Annotated in this window: 13 protein-coding genes; 4 read left to right on the top strand and 9 right to left on the bottom strand. The window is 54.4% G+C overall.

The features are described from left to right. Positions 1 to 216: 216 nt before the first annotated feature. The 6 genes from JSS75_04215 to JSS75_04240 form a co-directional block, all read right to left on the bottom strand. Positions 217 to 1,620: a hypothetical protein gene (locus tag JSS75_04215; protein ID MBS1902887.1), complete on the bottom strand. Its 1,404-nt coding sequence runs from the start codon at positions 1,618 to 1,620 to the stop codon at positions 217 to 219. 186 nt (positions 1,621 to 1,806) lie between these two features. Further along, positions 1,807 to 3,438 (bottom strand): benzoate-CoA ligase family protein, encoded by a 1,632-nt coding sequence (locus JSS75_04220; protein ID MBS1902888.1) that lies wholly within the window; start codon positions 3,436 to 3,438, stop codon positions 1,807 to 1,809. Between the two features lie 149 nt (positions 3,439 to 3,587). Then, complete coding sequence (locus JSS75_04225) at positions 3,588 to 4,238, bottom strand: T9SS type A sorting domain-containing protein (protein ID MBS1902889.1); 651 nt, start codon at positions 4,236 to 4,238, stop codon at positions 3,588 to 3,590. A gap of 221 nt (positions 4,239 to 4,459) precedes the next feature. After that, positions 4,460 to 5,266, bottom strand: a complete 807-nt coding sequence (locus JSS75_04230) for a hypothetical protein (GenBank protein MBS1902890.1) — start codon at positions 5,264 to 5,266, stop codon at positions 4,460 to 4,462. Positions 5,267 to 5,285: 19 nt separating this feature from the next. Further along, a complete protein-coding gene (locus tag JSS75_04235; GenBank protein ID MBS1902891.1) occupies positions 5,286 to 6,728 on the bottom strand; it encodes a hypothetical protein in 1,443 nt (480 codons plus the stop codon). 11 nt (positions 6,729 to 6,739) lie between these two features. Then, entirely contained in the window at positions 6,740 to 7,306 is a 567-nt protein-coding gene (locus JSS75_04240) for an RNA polymerase sigma factor (GenBank protein MBS1902892.1), read from the bottom strand. Between the two features lie 303 nt (positions 7,307 to 7,609). Here JSS75_04240 and JSS75_04245 point away from each other — a divergent pair, with 303 nt between their 5' ends. From JSS75_04245 to JSS75_04255, 3 genes are all read left to right on the top strand, one after another. After that, on the top strand, positions 7,610 to 8,020 hold the full coding sequence (locus tag JSS75_04245) for an energy transducer TonB (GenBank protein ID MBS1902893.1): 411 nt from the start codon (positions 7,610 to 7,612) through the stop codon (positions 8,018 to 8,020). Between the two features lie 35 nt (positions 8,021 to 8,055). Beyond that, on the top strand, positions 8,056 to 9,162 hold the full coding sequence (locus JSS75_04250; GenBank protein ID MBS1902894.1) for a TonB family protein: 1,107 nt from the start codon (positions 8,056 to 8,058) through the stop codon (positions 9,160 to 9,162). 78 nt (positions 9,163 to 9,240) lie between these two features. Beyond that, entirely contained in the window at positions 9,241 to 9,822 is a 582-nt protein-coding gene (locus JSS75_04255; protein ID MBS1902895.1) for a hypothetical protein, read from the top strand. A 3-nt stretch (positions 9,823 to 9,825) separates the two neighbouring features. Here the strand turns inward: JSS75_04255 and glgP are convergent, their stop codons facing one another. After that, a complete protein-coding gene (gene glgP, locus JSS75_04260; protein ID MBS1902896.1) occupies positions 9,826 to 11,946 on the bottom strand; it encodes an alpha-glucan family phosphorylase in 2,121 nt (706 codons plus the stop codon). A 76-nt stretch (positions 11,947 to 12,022) separates the two neighbouring features. Between glgP and JSS75_04265 the strand changes: the two genes are divergently transcribed. Next, positions 12,023 to 12,781, top strand: a complete 759-nt coding sequence (locus tag JSS75_04265; protein ID MBS1902897.1) for an alpha/beta hydrolase — start codon at positions 12,023 to 12,025, stop codon at positions 12,779 to 12,781. On the opposite strand, the gene JSS75_04270 is transcribed toward JSS75_04265, so the two are convergent. Continuing rightward, on the bottom strand, positions 12,778 to 13,476 hold the full coding sequence (locus JSS75_04270) for an outer membrane beta-barrel protein (GenBank protein ID MBS1902898.1): 699 nt from the start codon (positions 13,474 to 13,476) through the stop codon (positions 12,778 to 12,780). The genes JSS75_04265 and JSS75_04270 overlap by 4 nt on opposite strands. 70 nt (positions 13,477 to 13,546) lie before the next feature. After that, entirely contained in the window at positions 13,547 to 14,407 is an 861-nt protein-coding gene (dapF, locus tag JSS75_04275; GenBank protein ID MBS1902899.1) for a diaminopimelate epimerase, read from the bottom strand. Positions 14,408 to 14,446 lie beyond the last annotated feature (39 nt).

Below are 14,446 nucleotides of genomic sequence, written 5' to 3' on the forward strand. Positions count from 1 at the left end.
TCTCTCTTCCCTAAACAATAATTCAGGGTGCCGTAATTGGTTGGTCCATAAGGCGTTGCTTCGACTGCCCCTGAAGACGACGAACATTTGTATTTGCGTAGGAGGCTAAGACCAATGTATATTCGTACTCCCTTGGTAGTGGGGCGGTGGATAATACAAGTATTAGCTGTATTAGTCATACCCGTGGCAGCGCCGCCCTACTACTCCTATTTTTTCTCATCCCAACGACCGAAACTTCGCACAGAGTCGCTCAAAGAGGAAGACGAATTGCTCGTGTCCACGATATTTCTGCCGAAACTCAGCGAAGATCGACGCACAATTTCCTTTCCCTTCTTCAACGCCACGCAGTAATTCCCGCATTGCATTCAAAAAGATCAAGAGGTTGCTATCTTGCGGTTGTTGCACCTGTCGGCGCATATAGCGCATGTGTCGCTGCACCGATTCTTCGGCAACCAACGGGTTATGTCGCATCCCCATAAGAAATGCATCGTAGCAGCGGAGCTGCATTTCACTATACATATTGCGATGCCGTCCGGTATTTGCGCGCATTGCGATAGCAAGCGATTCCTCGGCAGCAGCAAGATCGTTATCCGATATTCGAAGCAGTGTAAGAATCATCGCGTAATGCACCGAGGCATCGGGCGCAACGAGCCCGAGTTGTTCCGGGAAGTGATCGCGAGCATATGCTTTCACCCATTCGTGTTCGCCCGACACAATAATCATCGGGAGGTAGCGTTCGAGATAGCGGATCGAGCTTAAATTTTCTCCGTGCTCCGGTGCAATCAAAAACTTCTTCACGCGTTCGGTCTGCTGTTGCCGCGACGATAGATCGTGCAGGTCGGTCACCAGCTCAAACAGCGCCGCATAGTCACCGAATATGTCGGCGTGATCTCGGACCAATTGCTTCGCGTACGCAATATACCGTAGCGCTTTCCCCCGGTCATAATAGATGCGGGCAAAGATGATCATCAAGGTGAAGCACACATTGAAGCGTACCAGAAACTGGCTGCTTGTGCGAGTTCGCCGAAAGATCGATTCTAACTCATGTACGTATGGATCGAGCTTGTCGCGACGGATTGTCTTCTCAAGCAACTTCCCTAAACGATCGGAGATCTCGTAGACGCGCACTAAGTATTTATCATGCGGATGCGGCGTCTTGTACTTGACGTACCGTTTTACGTAGCCGTGCAGTTCATCCGAGAGATCGGGCAACGTATTCAGCGGAAACATCTGAAGGCTCGATAGCACAAGCACCTGCAGATAATACTCCGCCAGCGCCGCGGTGTCGCCCGCCTCGAGCAGATCCGACTCCTGACTTCGGATCTCACGCAGAAAATGCCGGTAGAGTTGCTTGCGTCCCAAAAACTCCAACAGCGTGATCCCATCCCCGGGTGCGACTTCTTCATACATCGTATGAAGCATTTCCGAAAGTACCTGATAGTAGCGAACGTCCGTCAGCTTGTGGCGACGCTTGATCGAAGCTGCATTGATGCCGTTGCGCGAACGGCACTCCAATATCTTGAAGATAATATCCCGCTTCGCTCCGCGAAATTGCAGCGGACGAAGTCTGGTCCGTTCGTTCTTGCTTAACGTGAAGACTAATTCCTCAACGAGAGTCATTGTAGTGTCTGGGGAAATACAAATCGCGTTATCGAATCAGCCGCGATCGGTCAGCGAGCACAATCACACACAACAATCAAGCGTTCGTCGGCAGCAACGATGACGAAGCCCACGAAGTCCGAGATTCATGTGTCGGTCGCACCTGAACGCAGTTTGGGTAGGTGGGGCAACCCTAATACGGAATGTTTATTGTGCAGCTTCGGCCTTCGCCCGCTCGCGCAGAACGAAGCGTTGTACTTTGCCCGTGTCTGTTCTGGGTAATGCGTCTATGAATGCAATCTCGCGCGGATATTTGTACGGCGCGAGCTCACGTTTCACAAAATCCTGAATATCCTTTACCAGCGTATCGTTCCCCGTCGTGCCGGGCACGAGCACACAATATGCCTTGACGATTTGTCCGCGAAGTTCGTCCGGTTTCGGCACAACCGCCGACTCTTTGACTGCTTCGTGTTCGTTAATCACTGCTTCGAGTTCGGGCGGCGAAACGTTATAGCCGCCGGTGACAATCAAATCGTCGTTGCGACACTGGTATGTGAAGTTTCCTTCTGTGTCTTTGATAAACACATCGCCCGGGATGTTCCAGCCGTCTTTCACATACCCGGCCTGTCGTTCGGGCTTCTTGAGATACCGACAGCCCGTCGGCCCCTTGATCGCAATCAATCCAGGTACTCCGGGCGGTAGTTCGTTTCCGTTCTCATCGACAATCTTTGCTTGGTAGCCCGGCACCGGCTTGCCCGTGACCCCACCTTTTGCCTCGCCGGGGAAATTGCTCACGAAGATATGCAGCATCTCGGTACTGCCGATTCCATCGAGCAACTCGCGGCCGTAGGTGGCCTTCCATTTGTCAAACACACTTTTCGGCAAGGTCTCCCCTGCGCTCACACCCAAACGTAGGTTCGAAAGATCGTACTTCCCTCCCTCGTCGAGGCGCATCATCATGTTATAACACGTCGGCGCGCAGAAGCTGATCGTACACTTATAGTGTGCCAGCGTCTTAAGCATATTCTCCGGCGTGAACTGGTCGAGCAACACCGTCGAAGCTCCGAAGCGAAACGGAAACACCAGCAACCCACCCAGACCGAACGTAAATGAGAGCGACGGATGGCCGCCGAAGATATCGTTCTCGGTCGGATGTAGAATATTCTTCGCGTATGCGTCGGCGATGGCAAGGACGTCGTCTTGGAAATGCACGGTGCCCTTCGGATCACCCGTCGAGCCGGATGTATACCCGATCAGAGCGATGTCGTTACGGGAAAGAACGGCCGGTGCGCACTCTGCCGGCTGCTTCATCCAGTGATCCTCGAAGCTTTCGTAGTCGGAGTCCTTCCCGTCGCATACCAGAATCTTGTTGACCGAGGACATCATCGGCTCGGCCTTTCGTACTTCGTCGATCGACGCGATATCGCAGAGCACGAGCGAGCACTCGGCATCGTTCGTGCGGTAGAATAGCTCGCGTGAACGGAGCATCGGCATGACCATCACGGCCACTGCGCCGATGCGCAATGTCGCCAGCCATGTTGCAAGTGCCGTCGAGTTATTCGGAAAGCGGAGCATCACGCGGTCGCCCTGGCGAACGCCGAGTGCCCGCATCGCATTGCCCATCTGGCCCACAATAGTCGCCAGATCGCCGTAGGTCAGTACGCGTTCCTTATAGAAGATAGCCGGACGCTTGGCACGACCAGCTTCGATATTCCGATCGAGCAGTTCGACTGCCGCATTTAACTCTTGCGGATAATTACAGTCGGCCGTCGTGTAGATACGCTCTCCCCACGCCTCCTTAGGTGGTAAACCTTGTATGAATTCGGAATACGATGACATCGAGATCTGTGAGATGAAGTAGTGATGAACACGAAAATACGATATAATACATTTCCATATCGAACGTCAACGTTCCCGCCCCTGCAAAAAGAAAAAGGACGGGCACCGAAGTACCCGTCCCTCAAGAACAATCGTGTAGTTCAGCGCTTTTAATGTTCGACGACGACTCGTTTCGATATCGTTGTCCCGTTCGATTCGAGGGTCACGAGATACGAACCCGCCGCAAGTCCGCTGCAATCGTAATTGATCACCTGTCCGCCCGCTTGAAGATACTTATTGATCGGCGTTGCCATAATCTTGCCGTCCATCGAAGTGATCGTGATCTTTGCTACAGCCGCCGCTGCAAGGTCGAAGTGAATCATCGTCATCTTGGTACTTGGGTTCGGCATGATCTCGAGACGCTGGGTCAGCGGTTCGCTCGACGAACCGACACTCGCATCGGTCGTCGTAAAGCTGCCGTTCATGTTGAACTGAACATCGTGTTTCGTGCAGTAGTACAGGTAGGAGCCAGCAACCGTTACAACGTAGGCGAAGCTAGTCCCAGACTGGACCGTTGCGAATGTGGCAGCTCCCGCTGGGAAACTCCTAATCGCAAGTGGGTGGTTGCCAAACTCTCCATTCCAGACGACAGTATCGCCAACTGAAACAGTTACAGTCTTCGGCGAATACGCCAGCGAGCCGCTGCCGCCAAAGCCGCCGAAATTGATGTTCCAGGTTGTAGCCGATGCAACCGTCGTCCATGAAAGAACGAGCACGCTGAGGATTGCTATCCGCAGATGACGATGAGTGGAATTGAGCATATATTGTATTAAAATACGTGACGAAGGAAATTACACCCTTGAACCAACGTATGGGGATATAACAAAGTTTTACGATTGACCGAACGCTACTGGCTGCGGTTGCACGTTCTGAACAGCAGTCATTCTGAGCGTTCTTCTGCGACCACAGGAGCAGAAGCGAAGAATCCCCTAATGAAACACTGCGCGAGCCGCTTCTCCACGAACCGTAATGATAAAGCGCTCTACTTGAAGAGCCAGAGAAAGAATCGTCCGGCATCGCTACTCGGCTTGTCCTTGATATCGTGTGCCTCGATGTCGGTCCAGTCCGAAGGATTCCATGGGCCATAGTAGTCAGGTCCATGATCTTGATGCTGGAGCGAAAAGAGTGAATATCCGGACGGAGTTAATTTTGCGTCGCGCAACGAATCTTGAAACATCGTAAAAGACGGCGGTTTGATCGTGCCCTTACGAAGCACAATCACCATTGCGCCAAGATTTGAGTATACATGGAGCGTGTCGATATGGCGTGCGACCGTATCGATCACGAACCCGTCGGTCACGGCATCGTTCGCCAGCAAAAATACATGTCCGACTGCCAGTGTCGCCGTATCCGGTGTTGCGCTCCCGGTGTGTACTTGTCGATAGACTGCCTCCGACGGCACACTATCACCAAGCGTCAGAGAGAATTGATACTTGTCGTTCGACGGCCCTCCCTGAGTATACGTACTGAGCGTTGCACCGCCAAAAAAACTGAACTTGGGGGTATTCGTCGAATCGAAGCCGGTTTCCCATGCAACCACTACACGTGCATTCGACGGCAGTGTCTCGTACTGATAATCCATCCCGAGTGTGCAGACGACATTCATTCGTGCACCGCCGGAGAAATGATACCACTTCGGCGCTGGGCTCGGACCCTGCGTGGGCGGCTCGCCGATCTGCGGCGTGAACGATGCATCGGAACACGAGGAGAGGAGACTTGAGAATAACAACCCAACCACCGCGATGGCGGCAAACCAACGGGTCCTCGATGTGTGGTTTGGGTACTTCACTGTGGTAAAAAAGATTGTGTTAGAACGGACGAACGCTGATCGTGAACAGACCTTCGATCTTCCCGCCACTGCCGATTGAACCGTCATGGTTCTTAAAGGACATCCCCATGTACGCAACGCCGCTGCTGAGGGTAACCTGATCGTTCACCGCCAGATTCAAACCGGCGCCGGCACGACCGGTCGGGCCAACGCCCGATACGCCGAGAAGTGCATCGAAGAACGGAGTGAATGAACCGAAGAACTGCAATTCATGCATCGTCCATTTATACGATGCCGCCAACCACGTCGTGGATTGCTGTGCAGCGTACTTCGAGTCGTGCTTGATAAAGATTGGGAATTCGTCACGCCCGACGGCGACACCAAATTCTTGACCGCTCCATACTTCATACGCAGCACCAAGCGACCACTGCTGCAACGAGACGCGATCCTCGCCCGGGACGTCACGATACGGATACATCACGAACGTACGCATTCCCGACGCACTGACGGAAAGCCGTGCCCATTCGTTCTCATCGTTCGGCCGCGTTAACTGAGCACGCAACGGATTGCGACCGGCTCCTTCGGAGCCGACGATGATGTCCTGCGATGCCGAAGGCTCGGCTTTGATCATCGCCGGAAGAATGGTCGGGTTCGAGTTCTCGGCGATCTGCTGGCTCGGAGCAGGCGTGGAGTTGTTCGAGATGTCCTGTTTCGGAGCGTCATTCGTTATCGGTACTGCCGGAGCCTTCATGTTCGTCTCGGTTGTCGTCGAAGTACCATTATTCTGTGCGACGGTATTCGTGTTACGAACAGACGTGCGCGAATGTACAGACTCGCGATTCTCATTCGACGCATTGCTATACAGGGTCGCAGAGTGATGCGAGACGCTTGCCGAGCGATCGGCATGCCATGAGGAAGCATGCTCGGCGCTCTGAGTGCGAGATACCGAAGCGTTTGAAGCGGAAGGAACGGCTGTTACGGCTTGCGACGCTGCAGACGTCGCGGTATTCTGCGCGGCCGGAGCGTTGGTTGCCGGGGCAACGAGATCCGGACGGATGCGCTCGATCGGGGTCGGGCGCTGGGCGATGGCGCTCGGCGTCGTCGGGCTCGATGCGCGTTGGATACCGATCAGGGTTGCGATACCGGCGGCGGCGCCTGCGACGATGAGCAATCCTGCTTTGAGTAAAAATGGCGTTGCTGCCGTCGGCGCGGTCGTTAAAGCAGACGACGCGACCGAACCGGCGGACAGCTTTGACGCCAACAATCCTGCCTTTTCAATGATCTGACCTTCGAGGTACGCCGGCGCCTGCAACTTCAGGGCATCGGTCGTGAGCGCACTGCGGACTTGCACCGCAGAAGCGAATTCTTCCTGCAAGGCCGGCGAGTCTTTGAGCGCACTGAAAAGAACGCTCCGCTCGGTCTCCGTTGCCTCGCCGTCGAGGAAGAGATAGATCAGATCCGAGTATGCTTGTGGTGTAGCCATGATCGTAATCCTTATGCCTCGTGTGTTTCTTCGCCGGGCGTTTCGAAATAGCGCTCCAATGTCTCGCGCATCTTCGCTTTCCCCCGGACGATCCAGTTCCGAACTGTCGTCATCGGGACGCCCATCGTCTCGGCGATCTCGTTATACGAGAGCCCTCCATATACCTGTAGTACCAACGCTTCTTTCATTTCTCGTGGAAGCAGATCGAGTGACATTGTTATCATTTGCGTCGTCTCCTCCGATTCCATCGGCGCAGGCGTATAGATCGCATGCGTCTCTTCGATGGTCACCGAGTTTGGCCGACGGGTCTCGAGGTTGAGCGAAAGATTACGAGCGATGCGCATCAAATATGCGGCAACGTTCTCGATCTGTTTCCCTCCTTCGAGCGCTTGCAGGAAGCGAATGAACGTATCCTGCAAAATATCGTCGGCTTCTTCCTCACGCGAGAGGATTCGGCGCGCGTAGCGATAGATCCGGCTCGAGTAGCGGCGGTAGATCTCGCTAAACGCCCTGTCGCGCTCGGGCGACTGGGTGTCGGCTAGGATCTCGCATAATTCGCTATCGGTTCGTCCGGTCATCTGCTTCCGTAACGGTGACTATCGCGTTAATGATCTGTCTAAAAGACCCCATCTGCCCTCTTTTGTTTCAGCCCCAATAGCCAATTTCAGACACCCGGGTTGGGGCTACTCAAATCAACCGATATATGCCCCTGCAACCTCAGCGTTTTCAGAATGTTATCGACATGCTGGCATTGCATAATGAAAACCGCTCTGCAAATTGCATGGTACCGGCAGCATCCCAAACCGAAACCTCCCCGGCGCAGACACAGTACGAGCAACTATTTGGGTTGGCACAGTGATTGTTAGTCAATCGGACCATCTATGAGCAAAACATTCATCTCGGTCGCTGTTACGCTTGCGTGCATCACGAGCGCGACACTTCGCGCGCAGGAATCCCAGGACTCGCCAAAGACCGAACATGTTGCCACCCTTGACGACGGGAAGTTCAAGCCCCCGAAACCGCACGGGGACATCAACGCGCTCGTGAACTATCCGCCAGAGGCTGCCAAGGAGCACCGAGAAGGGCGAGTTACGGTTGCCCTGCTCATTGACGAACACGGCTCCGTGCTGAAAACACTCGTGAAGAGTGTAACCGACTCCGTATTCGTCTCCCCCACACTTGCTGCCGTCAAGCGACTGACCTTCGCACCGGCCACGCATGCCGGCACGCCGGTGAAGGCGTGGCTGACGATGCCGGTACACTTCAAACTCCAGAAGAAGAAAAAAGAGTAGCCTCCATGTTCCTCCTCCGCCGAACGTGTGTTTTTGTGATCTTGCTGCTCCTCACGATCAGCACATTAGCGTTTGCACAACGAACGCGAGCCAAGCAGCCGAAGGATACCACACGGTTCATTCGCAAAGAGGAGTATATTGATGTTCAGATCCTACCCAAGTTGCTTGCCCCAATCATCCCGATATACCCGAAACGCGCGGCAGAACGACGACTGAAAGGATGGGTGAGTGCAAGTGTCCTGATCGACACTGACGGCACAGTCACACAATGTGCAGCAGACTATGTTTCCGACCCACTCTTCCGTGAGCCTGCCTTGAAAGCTGCGAAGAACGCACGATTCAGTCCGGCGATACAAAACGGCAAACCGGTTAAGATCTGGTGGACGCTACCGATCTATTTCCCGCCCGCTGTGGACTCCTCAACCTCCAACACCCGTCACTACGGCAGGCAAGTTGTTGCGAGGATCGCGGATGAGTTGATCCCCTCAACTGCAGTGCGGGTACGCCTCTTCCAACCACAGTATGAGCCAACGTTGCTGGACTCTTTTCAGCATTACATCTACTACCCGGAGCAAGCGAAACGAGAGGGGCGTGAAGGCACGGTGGTTATTGGAGTCCTACTTGATCGGAGTGGAGCCAAAAAGAGCATCAACGTGCTCAGCGCCACCGACTCTCTCTTCATCCGTCCGGCGCTCGATGCGGTCGGCCGCGCGCGCTACGCTCCGTTCGGAACGAATAGCACAGCCGACACGGCCACTGCGTATGCTACTGTCGATTTCACGATAGGTCATGCATTGGACCGCGTCACACTCGACGAATTTCCGTTGTCACCGAGTATCCGATCATCGGATCAATACAGCACCAACCCGCAGATGCGTTTTGATCTGGAAGACCTGCTCGTGTACCCACCCGAAGCCAAGGAGCAGCATTTACAAGGCGCAGTGAACGTCTCGGCCGAGATCAACGAACGCGGGATTGTACTACAAACCGTTGTGGGGGATTCCACGAATCCTATATTCAACACTGCCGCGCAGACAGCCGTCGAACACATGCTTTTCGAGCCTGCCCGAAATGCCTCCGGACCGATCAAGACCTGGTGGACAGTACCGGTCGTATTTCGTTTGCCACACGATACGCATTAATAATTACTCACGGTTGTTCTCGTTACTTCTGCATTTGTCGGTGCGTAGGCATCGGTAGAACAATCATCGAAGCAGCACATGAGACGCATCCTACTCGCACTTCTGTTTCTTTCCGTAACGACCCCGCTGTTCGCGCAAAAAGTCGCGAAACAACGTTCGCAGCCATACACCGTCAGCGGCATCATGCAGCATACCGACCTCGAAGGCGGATGCTGGTTCTTGCAGACGAAGAAAGAAAAATTCGAGCTCACAGGTTCGCCGGAAGATTTGCGCAAATGTTATGTCGAAGGGCGGTTGGTGACTCTTCGCGTTGTCGATCGACCGTTCATGGCTTCGACCTGTATGCTTGGGCGCCGCATCGAGATCGTAGAAGTGCTCGATACCAACTTCCACGTTCGCGATCCGATCATTATGCAGCATCGGATCGTCGGTACGATCCACCGGACCAGCGCGGGATGTTGGTACATCCGCACGAAGGAAGGATTTCGCTACGAGATGCGCCCACCTATCCCGGCACGCTATCGAAAGATCGGAAGGAAGTTCGATCGCGACGTTCGATTCCTCGAAGGAAGCGAGGGCACGTGCAACATGAACGGCGTAATCCTATTTCCATTGCCCGATACGGGCCGGGCGATGCCGAAGAAATACGATCCGCGGTAACGGTTACGACTTCCCAATTGCCGGCAGATAGAGCTCGGCCACATAATCGCGCATCATCCGTGCACTCGAGAAGCGCGGTAGGACCGAGGCAATCGACTCTTTGACCACCGCGAGCCACTTCACCGGTACGTGGTTCAGGTCGCGATCGTAATAGAGCGGGACGATCTGTTCTTCGAGCATGCGATAGAGTTGCTCGGCATCGGCAGCATCTTGCTCTTGTTCCGATAGTTTGTCGTTGCTGTCGATCGCCCAGCCGTTCTTCCCGTTATATGCCTCCAACCACCAGCCGTCAAGCACCGAAAGATTCGGAACACCGTTGATCGCAGCCTTCATACCGCTCGTGCCCGATGCTTCCAGAGGAGCACGTGGCGTGTTGAGCCAGAGGTCGCAGCCCTGCACCAAAAATTTTGCCGTGTGCATCGAGTAATTCTCGAGAAAGAATACTTTCCCGTGAAACCGCGGATCCTGTGCATACTGCCAGACCTCTTTGATGAATGCCTTCCCGCCTTCGTCTGCAGGATGAGCCTTTCCGCTATAGACGATTTGAACCGGTCGGTCGGCATGGCCGAGGATTCGGGCCAGGCGTTCCGGATCGTGGAACAGAAGATCGGCGCGCTTATACGTTGCAAATCGTCGGGCAAAGCCGATCGTGAGTGCAAACGGATTGAAGAGCGCACCACGGGCAATCAACTCCGTCGGGTCGGTATCCGATACTGCACGCAGTCTGGCATTGATGAACTGTCCCAGATGTGCCGACAGCTCTTTGCGCGCATGCCAGAGGATATGATCCGGGATCGTCGCAACACGGGTCCAGAACTCGGCATCGGACTGATGTTCGCGCCAATCGTCCGGCAGCGCGAGGTGGAATAATTCTTCCATCTCCGGCGCGAGCCATGTCGAGACATGGACGCCGTTGGTGATCGAAACGATGGGGGCGCTCATCGTCTCGTACTCCGGCCACATCGTCCGCGTTACTTCCTGATGTTTCTTACTGACTGCGTTGTGATATCGTGTCATCGACATCGCCAGCGCAGTCATATTGAACATCTCGCTCCAGCCTTCGTGATGCAACCCAAGCGAGAGGAATTCCGCTTTCGAAATACCGAGTTCGTTGATCGTCTCTTGAAAATATTCGACGACAAGCTCCGGATCGAACGTATCGTGTCCGGCAGGAACAATGGTATGTGTCGTGAACACACTCGTATGACGAATATGCTCCAGCGCTTCGCGGAAGGTCATCCCGGCATGCATCTCGTTGCGAAGCCGCTCGACAAAGAGGAATGCCGAATGTCCTTCATTCGCGTGCCACGCTGCCGGTTTAATACCGAGTGCGTTGAGCACTCGAACACCGCCGACGCCGAGGGCGATTTCCTGTCGCAGGCGGTAGATCTTATCGCCGCCATAGAGTCTGCGCGTGATCTCGCGGTCGGACGGTGCATTCTCGTCAAGGTCCGAATCGAGCAGGTAGATCGTCACGGTACCAACGGCAACCTTCCAGACCTTCAGATGCAATCGTGTCGGTTCTGCATCGAGCCGCAACGAAATGCGAAGTGGCGAACCGTCCGAGTTCAGTACCTGCTGCAAGGCAGCATGCGAGAGATCGATGTGTTTGTACTCCGCGATCTGTTCGCCGGAATGATCGATATGCTGCTCGAAAAACCCGTACGGATACATGAACCCTACGGCAACGAGCGGGACACCGAGTTCGTCGGCGGTCTTGACATGATCACCGGCCAGAATGCCAAGGCCTCCGCTATAGATCGGCAAACTCGAATGCAATCCGTATTCCGCGCTGAAATAGGCGATCGGGTTTGCACCGGTATAGAGCACCTCGGAGTCGAACCACTTCGTCGATCGCTCGCACTCGATGTCGTAATGCGCAAGCATCACACGGTAGGTTCGCAGGAAATCCTCATCCTCGGCAAGCGCGACGAACCTGGCCGGATCGACTTCTTTGAGCAGTTGGATCGGGTTGTGTTCGCTCGCCGACCAATGGTAGCGTGAGACCATGCGAAACACAGCACGCGCATGACGGCTCGACGACCACCACAAATCGTAGGCAACATCCGCCAGCCGTTCGATCTTCTTCGGCAGACGACTTCTAAGCTCGGCAACCTCGTTCATGGGAATATCACTGGGGTTATTTCGCAACTCTAAACAGAGAATTTGACGTTGATGTGCGTTACATTTTCACTCTGTTGTGAACCACGATTCCTGGGCCAGACAACGCATCCGCGTGACGGATGCCGAGATATATTTCGAAACGCATGGCGATGGACCACCGCTTGTCTGCCTGCATAATTTCAGCGCGAACGGCCGGTCTCGGTTTACCCCGCTGCTGCCGATCCTGACTCGGCACTTCACCTGTTATCTGGTAGATTTGCGTGGTCACGGTCGCTCGACCAACGATACGAACGACTGGACCAAAGAGCGCTTTTCACGCGATATTATCGAGCTCTGCGATTCGATCGGGCTCCGGGAGTCCTACTTCCTCGCCGCGAGCTCCGGAGCGATGACAATGCTTCGAGTCGCACGATACTCACCACAGCTCGTGCGTGCAATGGTGCTCGATTCCGGAACATACCGCATCCCCGAGACATCGAGACGTTACTATAAACCGTACGAAGCATTGAACGATAAGCTCAAGCAATACTACGCCGAAGCGAACGAGGCATACGGTCCTGAATATGGCCCCGTTATGGCGGGCGCGTTCTACGATTTTCGGCTCCCCGAGTGCGACATTAATATCCCGCGCGAATGGCTCGGCGACATTACCTCACCCACGTATATCCTCCACGGAGATCGCGATCTGTTCTTTCCCGCCGAGATCGCTGTCGAGATGAAGCGCACAATAAAAAATGCTGCGTTATCGGTTTTCCCGAACACGCAGCATATTGTAATGGAATTCTATCCGGAACGTGTAGCCGAACTCGCCTCGGAGTTCCTGCTCAGCCACTAACGCTTTTCGTACACCGGGCCTCCCGGCGAGAAGAGATAAGTGAAGCCGATCTGAACGGTGGGCACAGGGCTCTTCTTTACTATGTCAGCAGAAGTCTGGATACCACTGAACTGGCGACCCGGATCACCAAAAAAGTCTGTCAAGCAGTATGCAGCCTGTATGAGAAAATCTAGGTTACCCTTATCGTTTTCAACCAAAGGCAGAAAAACCGATGCCCTAACATCAATGAGCGTTCCCATTGAGTCCTTCCCAATCGAACTTGAGACGACACCAAGTCCATTGTCATGCTTCGCCGTCCCACTTAGAGGGAGATTAATATCTGCACCAAGCATGAAACTCTTAATCTTAAAGCTCGGCTGTAGTGAGAGATATCCGATAGTCTCCTTATGGTTTGGGGTATCACTACCCTGCGCTTTGAAGAACACCCCACGCGATTCGTACCCCAAGCCCAAGCCGACTCCGAAATTTTTATTAAACATATAATCGGCGAATACCCCAGCAGTGTAAGCAAGCTGAATATCGGTCTTTGCTCCGTCCGGCACGGTGCCGGTGAAGATGGAAGCTCCGCCGGTCGCGATCGGACCGACTTCGTACTGTTTATAGGATGCCTGAAATTCCTGGGCATTGGCAGACGTGACGAGGCCCAGGAACGATGCCAGAGCAAACGTCACGACAATGAGGGAAACGCGCTTCATATCGGTCGAACGATTAAATGAAAGATCTATAACTCGTAGCGTCTACAAATATAAGAAGGTTTAGAGTGCATTAGACGCTGAGTACTCCGCTGCGTCCGCGCTTGACGCCCCCTTCGAGCCACAACTCCTTCACATGCGAGTCTTCGACTCGAAATCCGACGCTCACGAACTCGCCGGATTGCGTCAAGAGCCGTACGGGCACCGATGGGACCAGCCCACGACCGACGGCAGCGATTGCCGTGCTCATACAGCCGGTTCCGCACGCAAGCGTTTCGCCCTCCACGCCACGCTCGAAGGTGCGGATACGAATGTAGGGACCGAGTTGGTCGCTTCGGATCTCGGCGAAATTTGCGTTCGCACCCTTGGGCTCGAAATCAGGATGCCGGCGAACCTGCGGACCGAAACGCGCGATATCGAAATCCTCGATCCCGGCATTCGCAATTGCCGCGAACTCATCGAAAAAGATCACCGCATGTTGTGAACCGAGATCGACGTAACTCGTCGTCACCAGCGCACCACCCACGCTTAGTTTAAACTTGAGTTTAATGTGCTTTGGGTCGGCGTAGTGGACGCGAAGCGTATCGGACGACGGACGTTCGGCACTGATAATATCGTCGAGCACCTGAAAGGTCGTTTCGGCCGTGGGAATAATCTTTGCGTCGAGGGCAGCCTGCACCGCACAGCGAGCGCCGTTGCCACAGAGCGCACCGAACGAGCCGTCGGGATTATAGAAGTTCATCTGGAACGGCGCGCGCGCGCTGCGTGCAAGCACAACCATTCCGTCGGCACCGATAATACCGCCGCGTTTGCAGACAGTCTGTGCCAGCAACGCAAGTTTGGTCGAGCCGAACACGGTCGGCGTATTGAATGCGTCGATAACAACGAATTCGTTGCCCGCGCCGCTATAGAGTGTAAATGGGATCTCGCTCATGCCTTCTTGAGAACACAACGCATGCGTAACGAGTCCCCG

Source organism: Bacteroidota bacterium (assembly GCA_018266755.1).
In the GTDB taxonomy this organism is placed as follows: domain Bacteria; phylum Bacteroidota; class Ignavibacteria; order Palsa-1295; family Palsa-1295; genus JAFDZW01.